The sequence below is a fragment of the Variovorax paradoxus genome (assembly GCF_030811855.1).
Taxonomy (GTDB): Bacteria; Pseudomonadota; Gammaproteobacteria; order Burkholderiales; family Burkholderiaceae_C; genus Variovorax; species Variovorax paradoxus_L.
The window spans coordinates 297,972-315,423 of record NZ_JAUSRN010000004.1 but is presented as its reverse complement, the minus strand read 5'-3'; the positions used below and the strand labels follow the sequence as shown (position 1 = coordinate 315,423).

Genomic DNA, 17,452 nt, shown 5'->3' with positions numbered 1-17,452 from the left:
CCCCCGCCGGATCGCCGGTCTGCCTACTTTCTGGCCGAGCCGGCCACCATGTCGAAGCGGAACAGGCGGCATTCGATGGGCCCGTTCCACATCGGCACCCGGCGCGACTCCTTGAGCCGCATGCGCTTGGGCAGTTTCAGGTCGGGCGTGAGCACCCAGGCGGTCCAGCCGGAGTAGTTCTTCTTCCAGTGCGTGGCGAGCTGCGGAAAGAACTCGCCGCCATCTTCACCTTCGCCGCCGCCTTCGCCATTGCCGGACGTCTGCGCGGCCTCCCGGGCGCCGAAGCGCGCCACGCCGCCGACCTCGATCCGCTCGCCATAGGGCGGGTTGAGCATGATCACGCCGCCCTCCGCCGGGGGCATGCGCTGCAGCGCGTCGCCGCCGCGGAACTCGATCGCCTCGGCCACACCGGCGCGCTCTGCATTGCGCTCGGCAAAGTCGACCATGCGGTGCGAGACGTCGGAACCGAAGATCGCGACCTCCCGCGCGGTGGCCGATGATTCGGCCCCCTTCTTGATCGCATCCCAGACGTGCGCCTGGAACGGCAGCAGCTTCTCGAAACCGAAGCGCCGCAGCGACCCGGCCGGAATGCCGCGCGCAATCTGCGCCGCCTCGATGGCGATGGTGCCGCTGCCGCAGCAGGGGTCGTACAGCGGCTCGGCGGCCACCTGGCCGGTTTCGGGGTTCCACCAGCCGCTGGCGGCCAGCATGGCGGCGGCCAGCGTTTCCTTCAGCGGCGCATCGCCTTTGTCCTGCCGCCAGCCGCGCTTGAAGAGCGGCTCGCCGGAGGTGTCGATGTAGAGCGTGCAGTGTTCGGTGGTCAGGTGGGCGAACACGCGGCAGTCGGGCCACTGCGTCTCGATGCTCGGGCGCACGCCGTTGGCCTTGGCGCGAAAGCGGTCGGCAATTGCGTCCTTGATGCGCAGCGTGGCGAAATTCAGGCTCTGCAGCGGGCTGTGCTGCGCCGTGGTCTCGATCTTGAAGGTCTGCTTGGGCGTGAACCAGATCTCCCAGGCCACGCCGCTCGCGATGGCGTACAGGTCGTTCTCGCTGCGGTAGGGCGCATGCGCCAGCTCGACCAGCACGCGCTGGGCGAGTCGGCTGTGCAGGTTGAGCTTGAGCGCGTCGCGCCATTCGGCGCGCACCCGCACGCCGCCGCGCAGCGTGAGCAGGTCTTGCCCGACGCGGCCCGTGAGCGCATGGACTTCCTGCGCCAGGAATTCCTCGACGCCGGCGGCGCAAGGCAAAAAGAGAGAAAGATCGTTCACAGGGGGTTTGCCATCATCATCGGCCGCTGGGGAACCGCCATTGTCGCCGCGACGGGCCGCTTCTCTATATAGTGGCCCGGCCGATGAATTCCACCACCGCGCCCATGGTTGCTCCGGTTGCTGCCGGAAATGACCGCTTTGCGATCGAGTGCGAGGTGCTGCGGCTCTCGGTCCGCCCCATCGGCCCGGTGCTGCTGGTGCAATACCTGCTGAACTGCGGCGTGGCGGCACTCTTCGCCTGGCAATACTCGCTCGCTCATGCGCTGGCGTGGATCTCGCTGATCACGCTCGTGACGATCATGCGCGGCTTTTTTCCCCAGCGCCTGCCCGAGCCCTTCACGCCCGAGAATTTGCGCGAGGCGCAGCGCCTGCACACCATCCGCACCGGCATCTGGGAGCTGGCGCACGGCCTGGCCGGCGTGCTGCTGTTCAACACGGGCCACGCCGACCAGCAACTTCTGCTCGGCCTGATGCTGATGGGAATGACGCTCTCGTCGGCGTTCTCGGTTTCGTTCTACACGCCGGCCACGCAGCTGGCGATCACGCTGCTGCTGGCGCCCGTGATCGTCACCGGGCTGTGGCTCGGCGCACCGACCATGATGGCCGTGTCTGTCATCGGCATTGGCCTCACCGCAATGATGTGGAAGCTGGTGGCCGAACGCTCGCGCCAACTGGAGGAAAACATCGGCCTGCGCCTCAACGAGCGCAGCTTGCGCGAGCAGGCGCTGGCCGGCCTGCGCGCCTCCGAGCAGGCGCAGGCCGAACGGCTGCGCTTCTTCTCGGCCGCCAACCACGACCTGCGCCAGCCGGTAATGGCCATCGGCCTGCAGGCCGAGGTGCTGCGGCAGCAGCTGAACAATGGCGCCGACGCGCCCCTGGTGCAACACACGGTGGCGTCGCTCGCGCGGGCGCAGCAGGCGCTCGAAGGCTTGACCAACCAGCTGCTCGAGATCGGCCGCATCGAAGCCGCGGCCGATCCGTTGCAGCCGGTGGCGGTATCGCTGGCGCCGCTCTTGCGCGAGCTGGCGCGCCAGGTCGGCCACGGCCGCGTCTGGGTGCGCTGCCCCGCCGATGCGGTGGCCTGGGCCGATGCCGTGTCGCTGCGCCGCGTGCTGGCCAACCTGGTCGACAACGCCGTCAAGTTCACGCCGCGCGGCCGCGTGCTGCTGGCGGTGCGGGCGCGACGGCGAGACAGCGGGCGCGCCTGGCGCGTCGAGGTGCGCGACAGCGGCGTCGGCATAGCCGCGGATTCGCAGGAGCGGGTGTTCGGCGACTTCGAGCAGGTCGGCAATGCCGAACGCAACCTGCAGCGCGGCCACGGGCTGGGGCTCGCGATCGTTCGGCGGCTGGCCGGGCAGCTCGGCATCGAGGTGTCTCTGCGCTCGGCGCCGGGGCGTGGCTCGGTCTTCGGCTTTGAACTGCCCGCAGCGCCGGCCGACGCGCCGATAGCGGCGCCATCACCCCTGGCGCAACCGCCGTCCGAAGCGGCGGCGCACACATTGCAGCCGGGGCTCGCCGTGCTGGTGGTGGAAGACAACGCCGTCGTGGCCGACAGTCTCAGTGCGCTGCTGCAGCAATGGCAGCTTGCGCCGCGCGTCTACGGCAGCGCGGCCGAGGCGCTGGCGCTGGCCGACCTGCATGCGCTGGATGCGGCGCTGTGCGACATCCGGCTGCCGGGCGGGCTCGACGGCATCGCGCTGGCGGAACGGCTGCAGCGGCAGAAGCCGTCACTCACGATCGCGTTGGTCTCGGCCGACATCGGCGAAGCCACCCAGCGGCTGGCCACCGAACGCGGCTGGCACGCGCTGCGCAAGCCGGTGCAACCGGCCGAGCTGCATGCCGTGCTGCTGCACGCACAGCAGGCGTCATCGGGGCGCTGACCCCGCCGGCCATGCGCCTGGCACGGCTCGTGCGGTGCCTTCGCCGCTTCCGATATATGCTCCGCGCACAGGCCGCTGGTCCTGCTTCCGATGCCTGCCGACACACCTCCATCCTCCGCCACCGCCCTTGCCGAAACGCCCGCCGCCCTGCGCGACCTGCGCTATGGCCCGGTGGCCATGGCGCTGCACTGGCTGCTCGCGGCCATGATCGTCGGCTCGCTCGGCGTCGGCCTCTACATGACCGGCCTGCCGCTCTCGCCGGCGCGCATCAAGCTCTACAACTGGCACAAATGGGCCGGGGTGACCATCCTGCTGCTGTCGGCCCTGCGGCTTTTGTGGCGGCTGCGCCATGCGCCGCCGCCGCTGCCCTCGCATGCGGCGGCGACCATGCCGCGCTGGCAGCGCACCGGCTACCGGACGAGCCACGCGCTGATGTACCTGCTCTTTCTCGCGGTGCCGATGTTCGGCTGGGCCTACAGCTCCGCGCTCGGGTTTCCGGTGGTGTGGTTCGGCGTGCTACCTCTGCCGGACTTCATGCCAGTCGACAAAGAGCTGGCCGAAGCCGTGCTGAAGCCATTGCATAAGGGCAGCGCGTTCACGCTTGCTGCCATGGCGCTGCTGCACGTGGCGGCGGTGCTCAAGCACCACTGGATCGACCGCGATGGCATCCTGAAACGCATGTGGCCCGCGCCACGCAAGGAACCCACCCGATGAAGCGCGTCTTTTGCCTGTTCCTTGCAGCCGCTGCCTTCGCCGCCGCGGCTCCCGCGGGCGCCGAGCCCCCTACCGCGACCCGGCTCGTGGCCGACAAGAGCCAGATCGCCTTCGTCAGCAAGCAGATGGGCGTGCCGGTGGAAGGCACCTTCAAGAAGTTCGACGCGCAGGTGGCCTTCGACCCAAGAAAACCCGAGGGCGGCACCGTGGCGCTGCAGATCGACACCGCGAGCGCATCGCTCGGCGTGCCGATGAGCGACGCCGAGCTGCCCAAGCCTCCATGGTTCGACGCCGCGCATTTTCCGCAGGCCATCTTCCAGTCGAGCGCCATCAAGGCGCTGGGCGACGGCCGGTTCGAGATGGCGGGCAAGCTCACCATCAAGAACATTGCGCGGCAGGTCACGGTGCCGGTCACCATCGCGCCGGCTGGCGGCTACGCGGTGGCTACCGGAAGCTTTACGATCCAGCGGCTCGACTACAAGGTGGGCGACGGCGAATGGACCGACACCTCGGTGGTCGGCAACGACGTGCAGGTTCGCTTCAAGTTCACGCTCGCGGGCCTCGGCCCGCTTTGAGCCCCGCCTTTTTGCCTTCTCAACTGATTTCGTTTTCAAGCCACGCCCGCCCATAGCCATGAAGAAGCTTTTTCTCGCCGCCGCGCTGTCTGCCGCGGCGGCCCTTGCCACCCCTGCCAGGGCGCAGGAGTACACGGCACCGCCCGTCGCGGCCAAGCCCGCCGGGGGCCCGGCAAAGAATGCCAGCTACGTGATCGACCCGACCCACACCTTCGTGATGTACGAGATGGGGCACTACGGCACCACCACCAACCGCGGCCGCTTCAGCACCAAGGACGGCTCGGTGCAGATCGACGGCACCGGCAGCAGCGGCAAGGTCGACATCACGATGGACATCAGCTCCATCAACACCGGCGTCGATCTGCTCAACCGCCACGTGCAAAGCAAGGACTTCTTCAACGTGGCCGAGTTTCCGACCGGCCGCTTCGTGGCGGACCGCATCGAATTCAACGGCGACAAGGTGGTCGACGTGCCGGGCACGCTCACGCTGATGGGCCAGACCAAGCCGGTCACGCTCAAGGCCGTGCGCTTCAACTGCTACCTGAACCCGCTGATCAACCGCCAGGTCTGCGGCGGCGACTTCGAAACCACGGTGCAGCGCAGCGACTGGGGCATTACCTGGGGGCTGAACTTCGGCTTCGAGAACAAGGTGAAGCTGCTGGTGCAGGTCGAAGCGGTCAACGTGCAGCAATAGCGAACACGAACGGCGGGCCTACAGCAAGCTCTCGGGCGTCAGCGGCGCCAGCAGCTCGAGCATGGCGCGGCCCCAGAAATCGGAGTCGGGCTCCTCGTTGAGCACGGTGGTCTTGCCGGCGTCTTCGCTGATCCACTCGATGCGCGACTTGTTGCCATCTTCGGCAAAGCGCAGTCGGTAGGCGCCCTGCTGTTTCAGCACGTCGATGAGCTTGAGCGCCTGCTGCGCCATCTCGGGGCTGCGGATGAAAAGGCCGATCTCGGTGTTGTGCGTTTCGGAGCGCGGATCGAAATTCATCGAGCCGACGAAAAGCACCTGCCGGTCGATCACCGCCGACTTGGCATGCAGCCGGCCGATCGAAGTGCCGAAGAGCCCCAGCCGCACGCTGCGCCGGGTGCGCGTGGTGCTGAGCTCGTACAGGTCGGCGCCCAGCTTCAGCATGTCGGGGCGGTAGCGGCGGTAGGCCGTGTGGACCAGCGGCTCGTCGGTGGCCGCAAGCGAATTGGTGACCACGCTGATCTTCACGTTGCGCCGGCGGATCTCGCGCATCACCTCCAAGCCGGCCTCGCCCGGTATCAAATAGGGCGAGACGATGGTCACCTCGGAGCGCGCGCGGCGCATTTGCTCGACCACGTTGTAGCGCACGCTGTCGACGTCGAGCAGCGGCACGCCGCCATAGGAGGCCGTCTTGCCGATCACGCGGTCGGGCGAATCGGCATAGGCCTCGGCCAGGGCCCAGATCAGGCCGAGCTTGCCGGTGGCAAGGTCTTCAGCCATCGGGCTGTAGCCGAGCAGGTCGTTGGGCGCGGGCTGCGGCGGCGGGGGCGTGGTGTCGGGGCCGGTGGCGGCTTCGAAGCGCTGCTGCAGTTCTTCGCGCGATAGCCCTGTGACCACCACGGACTGGACGGGCCGCACGTAGGTGCTGTTCCAGTACCGGTCGAACAGGGTGCCGAGGCGCGGCACCAGCGCGCCGGTCACGAAGGTGTCCAGGTCGAGAAAATTCTCGCCCGCCGTCCGCCTGAAATACTGGTTGCCGATGTTGCGGCCGCCCGCCACCGCCATCGCCCCATCGGCAATGAAGAGCTTGTTGTGCATGCGCCGGTTGACGCGGCTGAAGTCGAACAGCGATGCCGTGAAGCGCTTGAGAATGCTGCCGCGCCCGGCCGGAAACGGGTTGAAGAGGCGCAGCTCGACGTTCGGCGTAGCGGCCAGGCCGAGCAGCAGTTCGTCCTCGCCCGAGGTGTAGAGGTCGTCCATCAAGAGCCGCACACGCACCCCGCGCGCGGCCGCGTCGCGCAGGGTGCGCAGCAGGTAGCGGCCGGTCTCGTCGTTCTCGATCTGGTAGTACTGCAGGTCGAGCGTGCGCTGGGCGCGCCGCGCGAGCTGGATGCGCGTGTCGAAGGCGAAGTCGCCGCCCGGCATCAGGCGAAAGCCGCTGAGATCAGGGTCGGGTTGCGCGGCCAGCGCGATCTTGCCGAGCGCCGTGTCGGCCGACACGGCCATGGCCCTGGTGGGTGGGCGCGGCGCTTCGTCGGGCAGGGTGGCGCAGCCGGAGAACAGCAGCGCTGCCGCCATGACGAAAACCCAGTGCCCACAGCGCGACAGCAGGCAACGGGCCATCATCGACGGCTTTCTACAGCGCCTTGCGGAGGTTGGCGGGCGCGATGCGCAGCGCCTCGCGGTACTTGGCCACGGTGCGGCGCGCGCACTCGATGCCCTGCTCTTTCAGCATCTCGGAAATCTGGCTGTCGGACAGCGGCTTCTTGATGCTCTCCGAGCTCACGAACTGCTTGATCAGCGCGCGCACCGCGGTGCTCGAGGCATTGCCGCCGGTCTCGGTGCCGAGCGCCGAGCCGAAGAAGTACTTGAGCTCGACCGTGCCGAAGGGCGTGGCCATGTACTTGGCGGTGGTCACGCGCGAGATGGTCGATTCGTGCAGGCCGAGCTCGTCGGCGATCTCGCGCAGCACCAGCGGCCGCATCGCGAGCTCGCCGTGCACGAAGTAGCTCTTCTGCCGCTCGACGATGGCGTTGGAGACGCGCAGGATGGTGTCGAAGCGCTGCTGGATGTTCTTGATGAACCAGCGCGCCTCCTGCAGCCGCTGCGACAGAGCCTGGCTGCCTTCACCCTTGTGCGACTTGAGCGCGCCGGCGTAGATGTCGTGCACGCGCAGCCGCGGCATCACCTCGGGGTTGAGCATGACGCGGAACTTGACGTTGGTGCCGCGGCCGATCTTGGTGACGATCACGTCGGGGACCACGATGTTGCGCTCGACGTCGACGAAGCGGCGGCCCGGCTTGGGCTCCAGGCGCGAGATGATCTGCAGCGCGGAGCGCACCAACTCTTCGTTGGTGCGGGTGAGCGTTGCCAGGCGCTTGAAGTCGCGCCGTGCCAGCAGCTCCATCGGCTGCTTGCAGATGGCGATGGCGGTCTTGCGGACCAGGGCGTGTTCTTCGGTCTCGTTTTCGCTGGCGAGTGCGCGCAGCTGGATGCCGAGGCATTCGCCCAGGTCGCGCGCGCCGACACCGGCCGGCTCCAGGCTCTGCAGCAGGCCGAGCGCCACCTGGAAGTGATGCACCAGCTCGTCGAACTGGTCGTTGTCGTCGCCCGCGAGGCCCGAGGCCAGCGCCGGCAGTGAATCTTCGAGATAGCCGTCGTCGTTGAGCGATTCGATCAGGAAGCGCAGCGCGGCGCAGTCGTTCTCGTTGAGCCGCAGACTGAGCGCCTGCCGGTGCAGGAAGGACTGCAGCGACTCCTGGCTGCGCGCGAGCTCGGTGGCGTCGGCGCGCTCGTCGTCGCCCAGGTTGTTCTGGCGCGCGGGGGCATCGCTGCCCCACTCGCTGTCGTCCGGCGCCATGTCGACGGTGCCGTCGCCTTCCCAGTCGGGCTCGCGCTCGGTGGCGTCGGCGGCCGGAACGTCGGTTTCGGCCGCGACCGTGGTTTCGCTGGAGGTGGTGGCCGTGCTGCTGGTCGGGGCCGAGGCGAAGTCGCTCTCGCCGGCCTCGCCCGAATCATCGCGAGGCACCGGGGTGTCGATGGCATCGAGTCCGAATTCCTCGCGCGCCGCTTCTTCCGCGGTGCGTTCGAGGAAGGGGTTCTCGTCGAGCATCTGCTCGACCTCCTGGCTCAGTTCGAGCGTGGAGAGCTGCAGCAGCCGGATCGACTGCTGCAGCTGGGGCGTGAGCGCCAGATGCTGCGAGACGCGAAGGGACAGCCCTTGCTTCATGGAGACCGACTCCTCCCTTACATCCGGAAGTGCTCGCCGAGGTACACCCTGCGTACTTCGGCGTTGTCGACGATCTCCGAGGGCGTGCCTTGTGCCAGCACATGCCCGTCGCTGATGATGAACGCGTGATCGCAGATGCCCAGCGTTTCACGCACGTTGTGGTCGGTGATGAGCACGCCGATGCCGCGCTCCTTCAGGAAGCTGATGATTCGCTGGATCTCGATCACCGCGATGGGGTCGATGCCGGCAAAGGGCTCGTCCAGAAGGATGAAGCGCGGCTGCGTGGCCAGCGCGCGGGCAATTTCGACCCGGCGCCGCTCGCCGCCCGAGAGCGCGAGTGCGGGGGAATCGCGCAGATGGTCCACGCGCAGGTCGGCCAGCAGCCCCGAGAGCCGCTCTTCGGTGCGCTGCTTCGACAGGGGCGCGAGCTTGCCGTTGCCATCGGGCTCGCGCTGGAGCTCGAGCACGGCACGCACGTTTTCCTCGACCGTGAGCTTGCGGAAGATGGAAGCTTCCTGCGGCAGGTAGCTCAGGCCCATGCGGGCGCGCCGGTGGATCGGCATGTGCGCAATGGGTTCGCCATCGATGGTGATCTCGCCGGCGTCGGCCCGCACCAGGCCCACGATCATGTAGAACGAGGTGGTCTTGCCGGCGCCGTTGGGGCCCAGAAGCCCCACGACTTCGCCCTTTTGAACGTCGAGCGAGACATCCTTGACGACCTTGCGGCTGCCGTAGCTTTTTTGAAGGCCGCGCACCACCAGGCGGCTGCCCGGCGTGCCATCGGCGTTGTGGCTTCCAGCGGTTTCTATCACTTGCGCCCTTCCCCTTCGCTGCCGCCGAGCGTGGTGCTCGAGCGCAGGCCGGCACCGGGCGCCGGCTGGGGCGCCGCTGGCGCGGCCCGTCCGCCGGCTGGAGCCGAGGCGCCTGGCGCGGGCGCCGTAGCGCTCTTGGGCGTCAGGATGGTCTTCACCCGTCCGCCGCCCGCGGGGGCATTCACCGCGGTGTTCGGCGGAACGGTGGAACCGTTGACCGTGTAGGTGTCGTTGCTCTGGTCGTAGACGATGAGCGCGCCGCTGCTTTCGTCGTTTGGCGTGGCGCCCAGCAGGCGGCGCATCACGGCATTGCGGATGAACTTGACGTTGTCGGCGCGGCTGTCGTACTCGATGACTTCGGATTCGCCCTCGATCCACTCGTCGGGCGCGTTGCGCTTCTGCTTGTAATAGGCGCGCTTGCCCGGCGCCGCCGTGACCACGCCGTACTGGTAGCCCTCGGCGTCCTGGCGCACGTCGATGCGCGCACCGCGGATGATGATCGTGCCCTTCGTGACCAGCACGTTCCCCGTGAACACGCTGGTCTGCTTGAGGTCGTCATACCGCATGGCATCGGACTCGATGTTCATCGGCTTGGTGCGGTCGGCGGTTTCGGCCAGGGCGCCCGTGGCCAGACCGGCCAGCAACAGCGCGCCAACGGCCAAGCGGGACAGGCGGGACAGGCGGCCGATGCGACCGAGAAGAGGAATGGTGTGGGAGTAGGAGTGCAATGTCATAGAGGCACGAAACTTGCTCTGCATTGTATGCGGCAGATGGCGCCAGCCCTGCCCCGCACGGATGAAAAAGCCCGCCAAAGCGGGCTTGACATCCATTCGGAAACACCGCGAAAACCGGCGCTGCCGGCCGGTGTGTCCCCCCCGCGAAGGGGGTCAGCCCTTCTTGGCTTCGCCGATCAGGAAGTTGGCGACCTGGAGCGCCTTGGTCATGTTGCCGGCCGTTTCGCCGTCCACATACCAGCGCCCGGCAATCGCCAGGGCGGGAACGCCAGCCACCTTGTAGGCCTCGGTCATCTGCGAGGCGCGCTTTGCCTTGCTGGCCACGCCAAACGAGGTGAACACTTCCTTGAACTTGGCGCCGTCCAGGCCATTGGCCGAAGCCCAGGCAACGATGTTGGCGTCGCCGTTCACGTTCTGGCGCTGCTTGTGGATCGCGTCGAACACCTTAGGCTGGAATTCGTCGACCTTGCCGAGCGCCTCGAGCGCGTAATACAGACGCTGCTTGGCTTCGACGTCGTTGCCCACGAAAGGCACGGGTACGCGGCGGAAGGCCACTTCCTTGGGCGCGGTCTTGAGCCAGGCTTCGAGCTGCGGCTCGAAATCATTGCAGTGCGGGCAGTTGTACGAGAAGAACTCGATCACTTCGACCTTGCCGGCCGGCGCATCGACCTGCACGCGCTTGTCGAGCACCAGGTACTCGGTGCCGGCCTTGGGCACGCGCGCCTGGGCGTGCGCGGTATTGCCAGCCAGGGAAAGCAGCCCGAGCGAGGTGGCGGCCAGCGAAAAGTCACGACGTTTCATTGAAAGAGTTCTCCTGTTGGGTACGGCAGTACTGAGCCGGCGCGCCGCGCGGAGTTCCCGCATGCGGCTGGCCCGCGCCCATCCTGGTTGGCGGCGGCCCGTGCCGCCCGGCGAAGCTTAAAGAATATTCGCGACCGCCGCTCGCGGATGCCGCGGCCGGCGGGTTTGACGATGTCAGCGCTGGACGCGCACGAGCGCCGATTCGAGGCCGCCGCTGTCCAGCCGCTCCTTGAGGCGGTCGGCATCGTCCTTCTTGTTGAACGGACCTGCGCGCACCCGGTAGACGGTGCGGCCGGCCTGCTCGCGCTCGGTGACTCGGGCCTCGACCCCCATCAAGGACAGCTTGGCGCGCTGGGCCTCGGCGTCTTCGGTGGTGCGGAAGGCGCCGGCCTGAACGAAATACATGAACGGGTCGGCTCCCGCTGCGGCGCTGTTGTTGCTGCTTGGCGCGGCGGAAGCGGTGGTGGTGCTGCCGCCGGCGCGCGCGCGGGCGAGATCGCCCAGCGGATCGTTCGACTGCGGCAACGGATTGGCCTCGGCCGGCACCGGCGCTGGACGCGGAGGTTTGGGCGGAGCCACCACCACCGGCACCGGAGGTGCAGGCGGCGGCGCGGTGGCGGGTGCCGCGGCCGCGGTGTCGCCGCCGGCCGGCCCGACCGGGCCGGTCGCGCTCGGGGCCGGGGCCGGCTTGGGTGCGCCGGCCTTGCCGGCCAGGGGCGCGTTGGGATCCCAGTCGCGGTTCTTGCGAGCCTCGGCTTCGTCCTGCTCGGCACCCCCGCGTTGCGTCTTTGTCACGAACGGAATCGGCACCTTGGTCACATAGACCGCGATGCCCAGCGCGACCCCCAACCCCAGCACCAGGCCGACGATGAGCCCGATGACGATGTTGCCGCGTTGTCTGGTTGTCTTCTTCATGGTGATTTCACATCTTGCTCGGCGCACTGACGCCGAGAATCGCGAGCCCATTGTGCAGCACCTGCGCGGTGGCCGCGACGAGCGCGAGCCGCGCCAGCTTCACCGGCTCTTCGTCGACCAGGATGCGCTCAGCGTCGTAGTAGCTGTGGTAGCTGGCGGCCAGTTCGCGCAGGTAGAAGGTGACGTCGTGCGGCGCGAAATCCTTGGCAGCCGCCGTGAGCATGGCGGGGTACTTGGCGAGCAGCAGCATCAGCGCCTGCGCGGCCGGGCTTTCGAGTGGCGAGAGGTCGACGTTCTTCAGCGTGGCGGCATCGCCGCCCCAGCCGGCCAGCACCGAGCAGATGCGCGCGTGGGCGTACTGCACGTAGTACACCGGGTTGTCGTTGTTCTTGGTCACGGCCAGGTCGACATCGAAGGTGTATTCGGTGTCGGGCTTGCGGCTCAGGAGGAAGAAGCGCACGGCGTCGGTGCTGGTCCATTCGATCAGGTCGCGCAGGGTGACGTAGCTGCCCGCCCGCTTGCTGATCTTGACCTCTTCGCCGCCCTTCATCACGCGCACCATGGTGTGCAGCACGTAGTCGGGGTAGCCCGCGGGAATGCCGACGCCCGCGGCCTGGAGCCCTGCGCGCACGCGTGCGATGGTGCCGTGGTGGTCGGTGCCCTGGATGTTGACCACCTTGTGGAAGCCGCGCTCCCACTTGGCGATGTGATAGGCGACGTCGGGCACGAAGTACGTGTACGTACCGTCCTGCTTCTTCATCACGCGGTCCTTGTCGTCGCCGTAGTCGGTCGACTTGAGCCACAGCGCGCCGTCCTGCTCGTAGGTCTTGCCGGCGGCCACGAGCTTTTGCACCGCGGCCTCGACGCGGCCGCTGGTGTAGAGGCTCGACTCGAGGTAATAGTTGTCGAAACGGACGCGAAAGGCCTGTAGATCCAGATCTTGTTCGCGGCGCAGGTAGGCCACGGCAAACTCACGGATCGAATCCAGGTCGTCGATGTCGCCGCTGGCGGTGTATTCGCGGTCGTCCGACTTGACGGTTTTCTTGGCTTTGAAGTCTTCGGCGATGTCGGCGATGTAGTCGCCGTTATAGGCCGGGGCCTTTTCGCCGCTCGGCCATTCGGGGTCGCCGGGCTTGAAGCCGCGCGCGCGCAACTGCGTGCTGTTGGCCAGCGTCTGGATCTGCACCCCGGCGTCGTTGTAATAGAACTCGCGCCAAACGGTGTCGCCCTGGGAAGCGCGCAGGTTGCAGATGGCGTCGCCGAGCGCGGCCTGGCGGCCATGGCCGACGTGCAGCGGGCCGGTCGGGTTGGCGGAGACGAACTCGACCAGCACCTTTTCACCGGTGGCAGGCTGCTGGCCGAAGGTATCGGCCGCGTTCAGTACCTCGCGCACGATCTGCTGCTTGGCGGAGGTCTTGAGGCGAATGTTGAGAAAGCCGGGGCCGGCAATCTCGATGGTTTCGACCCACTGGCCGAAAACGGGAGTAGCGAGCAGCGCGGCGCTGAGCTCCTCGGCCAGTTCGCGGGGCTTGCGCCCGAGCGGCTTGGCGAGTTGCATGGCGGCCGTGCTGGCGAAGTCGCCATGGGCAGCCACCTTGGGCGACTCGAACGCGGCTTTGGAGCCAGCGCCGGGCGAGAGGGATTCGAGCGTGTTCGCGAGCGCCGCGAGCAGCTCCTGTTTGACCAATAGCATCTGCGGATTTTACCGGGGGCAAACCCGTGCGGCCGCGGCGATGGTCATCCGGCGGCCGGTATGGGCCGTTAGTGTGAGCAGCCCCGGGGCGGGGCACCTGTCACAACCCAACCCTGCAAGGACATATCACCATGAAGAAGCTCCTTTCCCTGGTCGCCCTGGGCGCCTGCCTTTCGTTCGGCGTCGCACAGGCACAAGACAAGGCCCCCGCGCCTGCGGTCGCCCCGGCTGCCAAGCCCGCCACCCCGGCAACGGCAGCCGTCCCGGCCATGCCGGCCGCCAAGGCACCGGCAACGCCCGCCACTCCAGCAACGCCAGCCACCCCCGCCACGCCGGCGGCCAAGGCCCCGACCGCCCAACAAAGCAAGATGACGACCTGCAATCAGGAGGCCGGCGACAAGAAGGGCGACGAGCGCAAGGCCTTCATGAAGAGCTGCCTGAGCGCCAAGCCCACCATGACCGCCAAGCAGACCCAGCAGCAAAAAATGAAGACCTGCAATGCCGATCAGAAGGCCAAGACCCTGAAGGGCGATGCCCGCAAGGCCTTCATGAAGGAATGCCTGAGCGCCTGATCGTTTCCGGAATGAGCCCCGCACGCGCTTTGCGCCGGCGGGGCTTTTTTATGGGCGCTACTTGAGCACGCCCAGCAGGTTGTTGAAGTCGTCGCTCCAGGGGCGGGCGTCTTCATGCGTTCCGATGGGCGATGCCGCCGCGCGAAGGGGTTCGCTGGCCAGCACGCCCGGGTCGCGCGCGACCAGCACCCAGTCGGTCGGGTTGAGCCACTTCGAGGCTTCCGCGTCGTCGCTGACGAGCACCGCGTGCAAGCCTTTCAGTTCCGCGATGCGCGCCACCACGGGAGCCAGTTCGAGATATTTGTTGGTCACGTGAAAGGCCACGATGCCATTCGGTTTCATGTGCCGCAGGTAGACGTCCATGGCTTCCGCCGTGAGCAGGTGGACCGGCACCGCGTCGCCCGAGAAGGCGTCCACCGCGAGCAGGTCGAACCCCTGCGGCGGCTCGCGCTCCAGCGCCAGCCGCGCGTCGCCGAGCACGCGCTCGATGCGCGCGGGGCTGTCGCGCAGGAAGGTGAATTCGCTGTCCGCCAGCTCGAACACCTGCGGATTGATCTCGTAGATCCGATAGACGTCGCCGCTGCGGCCGTAGCTCGCCAGCGTGCCGGCACCAAGGCCGATCAGCCCGACGTGGCGCGGTGCGGCCGGCGCCACGGCCATGGCGCGGCCGATGCCGGACGTCGCCCCGTAGTAAGTCGTGGGCTCGCGCCGGCGCAATGGATCCAGGAACTGCTCGCCGTGCTTGATGGACCCATGGGACAGCAGGCGCACATTGTTGGCGGGGTCAGTGCGGCGCACGTCGAAGGTGATCAGTGCGCCGTAGAAATTGCGCAGCAGGTGGCGCGCGTCCGACCGGTCGCCGTCTATCTGCACGATCAGGAAGAAGGCGCAGCAAGTCGCCAGGGCCACGCCGGACACCCGCAGCCAGATCCGTTGGCGCAAAACGGCCGCCGCTGCCAGCGCCGTCAGCATCAGGCCGATCCCCAGTTCGTAGTACGCCGGCAGCACGTGCGGCGCTACCAGCCCCACCAGGGCGCCGCCCGTGGCACCGCCCAGCGACAGCATCAGATAGAAGCGCGTGAGATGGCGCGGCCCCGGCCGCAGCCTTGCCGTCTCTCCATGCAGGAACATGCACAGCACGAAGAGGCCGCCGACATAGATCGGCAGCCCCGTGCGCAGGTCGGAGCCGACGTGGTGCTGCAAGCCGAAAGCGCACAGCACCAGCACGGCCGCCGAGAGCGGCAGGAACACGCTGCGCCGGTACCAGCGGTCGCTCTCGAAGCACAGCACGAAGGTGAACAGGTACAGCGAGAGCGGCAGTATCCAGAGAAACGGAACCGCGGCCACGTTCTGGGTGATGTGGTTGGTCACCGCCAACAGCAGCCACGAGGCCAGCGCCGGCAGCACGAGCCAGAGCAGGCCGTCAGTCCAGGACGGCGGCTTGTCTTTATCGGCACAAGCGGCCTCCCCCGGCGCTGCCGGCAACGGTGTGGCCTCAGGCCAGCGGCGCGCCACCAGCAAGGTCGTGCCGGCGCAAAGCACCACGAACAAGCCATAGCCCCATGACCATCCGCGCGCCTGCTGCCAGAGCGAGCTGCGCGGCTCGATGAGCACCGGATAGCAAAGCAGCGACAGCAGCGACGCGAGGTTCGACAGCGAGAAGTACCGGTACACCTGCGCGCCCCACGGCGTGCGCGCCACCCACGACTGCACCAGAGGCCCGGTGGTCGACAGCAGGAAGTACGGGAGGCCGATGGTCGCGAACAGCAGGCCCAGGATCAGCCAGGTCGGGTCTTCGGCACCGCTGGGCTTCCAACCCGCGCGCACCACGAGCGGAAGAAACGCCAGGCTCGCAAGCAGCAGCGCCACGTGCAGCGCGGCCTGCGTCCGCACCCGCAGGTGGCGCGTGACCCAGTCGGAATACGCATAGCCCGCGAGCAGCACGGCCTGGAAGAACACCATGCAGATCGACCACACGGCGGCCGAGCCGCCGAACCACGGCAGGATCTGCTTGGCGATCAGCGGCTGCACCAGGAACAGCAGGAACGCGCTGCTGAAGATGGTGCCGGCAAACAGGAGTTGGATGCCGGCGCGTTGCATGGGGGCCTACTTGCCGAAGCCTCGTGCAAGGAATACGGCCACGAGCGGAATCAGCGCGATCAGGTGCGCCTGCACCATCACCAGCTTGCGTGTCTTCCGGATGTCGTCCTCGGCCGGCAGTGTGCCGTTGGCGCGCAGCGCCTTGCGCCAGCGGAAGTAGGTCAGCGTGGGAAAGATCGAGAGCACACCGACGACGATGAACAGCCCGAGCTTCACGTGCAGCAGCGGATTGGTCCAGTACCAGGCCGTGCCCTTCACGCCCCACACGGTGCGGGCGATGCCGGTGGCCAGCACCATAACTGCCGCAATGCCGTAGACCATGTCGACCCTGGCCAGCCGTTCCACCACGGCGGCATTGAGCCACTGCACGCGGCACAGCGCCGCTTCGCTGGAGATGAACACGACCATGGTGAGGATGGCGAGCAAGTGCAGGTAGGCAAGGATGGCTTCGAGGGTCATCGTCGGCTTTCTCTCTTCTGTTCTCTTCAGTGGGGTTGCAAATGCTTGCACATTGTGCCGCCCCTCGCGCGCTTTACCCCCGTCCGCCCCAGAATTCGGGCCGTCCGTAGTGCGCCTTGAGGAAATCGAGCCACAGCCGCACCCGCAGCGGCAGGTGCTTGGTGCCGGTGAACACCGCATAAATGCCGTTGGGGGGCGCGGCAAAGTCGTCGAGCAGCGGCACCAGGAGCCCGGCGTCGATCTCGGCCTCCACCTCCCAGGTGCTGCGCCACGCGATGCCGTGGCCCGCCAGGCACCAGTCGTGCAGCACCTGGCCATCGGAACAATCCAGCGGGCCTTCGGGCCGCAGGTAGATCAGCTCCTCGCCGCCGTCTTCGGTCGGCAAGCGAAATGCCCAGCCGCGCGTTTGCGACGCATCGCTCGAGAGCGTGAGACAGGCGAAGCGCGAGAGCTCGCTCGGATGCCGCGGCATGCCGAAGCGGCGCACGAACTCCGGCGTTGCGACGCAGCGGCGCCGGTTGTCGGCCAGCCGCACGCTGACCAGGGAAGAGTCGGGCATGTCGCCCACGCGCACCGCGCAGTCGAAGCTTTCTCCGCGCACGTCGACCACGCGGTCGCTGAGGTTGAGCGAGATCGTGACCTCCGGATGCAGCGCATGGAAGCGCGGCACCAGCGGCGCGACGTGGCGGCGGCCAAACCCGGCTGGCGCCGTCACGCGCAGGTGGCCGCTGGCCTTGACGCCTCCCGCGCTCACGCTGGCCTCGGCATTGGCGAATTCGGTCAGCAGGCGCTGGCAGTCTTCGAGAAAGGCACTGCCTTCGTGCGTGAGGGTGATGCGCCGCGTGGTGCGCACCAGCAGCTTCACGCCCAGCCGGGCCTCGAGAGCATCGAGCCGCCTCCCCATGATTGCGGGCGCGACGCCCTCGGCCTTGGCCGCGGCCGTGAGACCGCCGCGGGTCGCCACCGAGACGAAGGATTCGAGTTGCTTCAGGCGGTCCATGGCGCCCGA

16 protein-coding genes are annotated in these 17,452 nt (G+C 67.7%); 5 read left to right on the top strand and 11 right to left on the bottom strand.

From position 1 onward, the window contains the following. Nucleotides 1-23 precede the first annotated feature (23 nt). Nucleotides 24-1,268: a THUMP domain-containing class I SAM-dependent RNA methyltransferase gene (locus J2X92_RS11235; RefSeq protein ID WP_307575709.1), complete on the bottom strand. Its 1,245-nt coding sequence runs from the start codon at nt 1,266-1,268 to the stop codon at nt 24-26. Between the two features lie 83 nt (nt 1,269-1,351). On the opposite strand from J2X92_RS11235, the gene J2X92_RS11230 reads away from it, so the two are divergent. From J2X92_RS11230 to J2X92_RS11215, 4 genes are all read left to right on the top strand, one after another. Then, on the top strand, nt 1,352-3,148 hold the full coding sequence (locus J2X92_RS11230) for an ATP-binding response regulator (RefSeq protein ID WP_307575707.1): 1,797 nt from the start codon (nt 1,352-1,354) through the stop codon (nt 3,146-3,148). A gap of 90 nt (nt 3,149-3,238) precedes the next feature. Continuing rightward, the gene (locus tag J2X92_RS11225) at nt 3,239-3,862 is read left to right on the top strand and encodes a cytochrome b (RefSeq protein ID WP_307575705.1); all 624 of its coding nucleotides are present in this window, start codon (nt 3,239-3,241) and stop codon (nt 3,860-3,862) included. Further along, nucleotides 3,859-4,437, top strand: a complete 579-nt coding sequence (locus J2X92_RS11220) for a YceI family protein (protein ID WP_307575703.1) — start codon at nt 3,859-3,861, stop codon at nt 4,435-4,437. Before J2X92_RS11225 ends, J2X92_RS11220 begins: the two co-directional genes overlap by 4 nt. A gap of 58 nt (nt 4,438-4,495) precedes the next feature. After that, nucleotides 4,496-5,131 carry a YceI family protein gene (locus J2X92_RS11215; protein WP_307575701.1) on the top strand — a complete coding sequence of 212 codons (636 nt, stop codon included), beginning with the start codon at nt 4,496-4,498 and terminating at the stop codon, nt 5,129-5,131. Between the two features lie 18 nt (nt 5,132-5,149). Here the strand turns inward: J2X92_RS11215 and J2X92_RS11210 are convergent, their stop codons facing one another. From J2X92_RS11210 to argS, 7 genes are all read right to left on the bottom strand, one after another. Further along, nucleotides 5,150-6,751 carry a phospholipase D family protein gene (locus J2X92_RS11210; RefSeq protein WP_307575776.1) on the bottom strand — a complete coding sequence of 534 codons (1,602 nt, stop codon included), beginning with the start codon at nt 6,749-6,751 and terminating at the stop codon, nt 5,150-5,152. Between the two features lie 13 nt (nt 6,752-6,764). Further along, complete coding sequence (gene rpoN, locus J2X92_RS11205) at nt 6,765-8,357, bottom strand: RNA polymerase factor sigma-54 (protein ID WP_307575699.1); 1,593 nt, start codon at nt 8,355-8,357, stop codon at nt 6,765-6,767. A gap of 17 nt (nt 8,358-8,374) precedes the next feature. Then, on the bottom strand, nt 8,375-9,169 hold the full coding sequence (gene lptB, locus J2X92_RS11200) for an LPS export ABC transporter ATP-binding protein (protein WP_307575698.1): 795 nt from the start codon (nt 9,167-9,169) through the stop codon (nt 8,375-8,377). After that, complete coding sequence (gene lptA, locus J2X92_RS11195; RefSeq protein ID WP_307575696.1) at nt 9,166-9,903, bottom strand: lipopolysaccharide transport periplasmic protein LptA; 738 nt, start codon at nt 9,901-9,903, stop codon at nt 9,166-9,168. The genes lptB and lptA overlap by 4 nt, the downstream gene beginning before the upstream one ends. Before the next feature lie 153 nt (nt 9,904-10,056). Next, nucleotides 10,057-10,704, bottom strand: coding sequence for a thiol:disulfide interchange protein DsbA/DsbL (locus J2X92_RS11190; RefSeq protein WP_307575695.1), 648 nt, complete (start codon nt 10,702-10,704; stop codon nt 10,057-10,059). A 174-nt stretch (nt 10,705-10,878) separates the two neighbouring features. Further along, complete coding sequence (locus J2X92_RS11185) at nt 10,879-11,619, bottom strand: SPOR domain-containing protein (RefSeq protein WP_307575693.1); 741 nt, start codon at nt 11,617-11,619, stop codon at nt 10,879-10,881. A gap of 7 nt (nt 11,620-11,626) precedes the next feature. Next, a complete protein-coding gene (gene argS, locus J2X92_RS11180) occupies nt 11,627-13,312 on the bottom strand; it encodes an arginine--tRNA ligase (protein ID WP_307575692.1) in 1,686 nt (561 codons plus the stop codon). A gap of 131 nt (nt 13,313-13,443) precedes the next feature. Here argS and J2X92_RS11175 point away from each other — a divergent pair, with 131 nt between their 5' ends. After that, nucleotides 13,444-13,884, top strand: a complete 441-nt coding sequence (locus tag J2X92_RS11175; RefSeq protein WP_307575691.1) for a PsiF family protein — start codon at nt 13,444-13,446, stop codon at nt 13,882-13,884. 57 nt (nt 13,885-13,941) lie between these two features. On the opposite strand, the gene J2X92_RS11170 is transcribed toward J2X92_RS11175, so the two are convergent. From J2X92_RS11170 to J2X92_RS11160, 3 genes are all read right to left on the bottom strand, one after another. Beyond that, nucleotides 13,942-15,984: a fused MFS/spermidine synthase gene (locus J2X92_RS11170; RefSeq protein ID WP_307575689.1), complete on the bottom strand. Its 2,043-nt coding sequence runs from the start codon at nt 15,982-15,984 to the stop codon at nt 13,942-13,944. Nucleotides 15,985-15,990: 6 nt separating this feature from the next. Beyond that, a complete protein-coding gene (locus J2X92_RS11165; RefSeq protein ID WP_307575688.1) occupies nt 15,991-16,443 on the bottom strand; it encodes a DUF2214 family protein in 453 nt (150 codons plus the stop codon). Between the two features lie 73 nt (nt 16,444-16,516). Continuing rightward, the gene (locus tag J2X92_RS11160) at nt 16,517-17,443 is read right to left on the bottom strand and encodes a LysR family transcriptional regulator (protein ID WP_307575687.1); all 927 of its coding nucleotides are present in this window, start codon (nt 17,441-17,443) and stop codon (nt 16,517-16,519) included. Nucleotides 17,444-17,452: the final 9 nt, after the last annotated feature.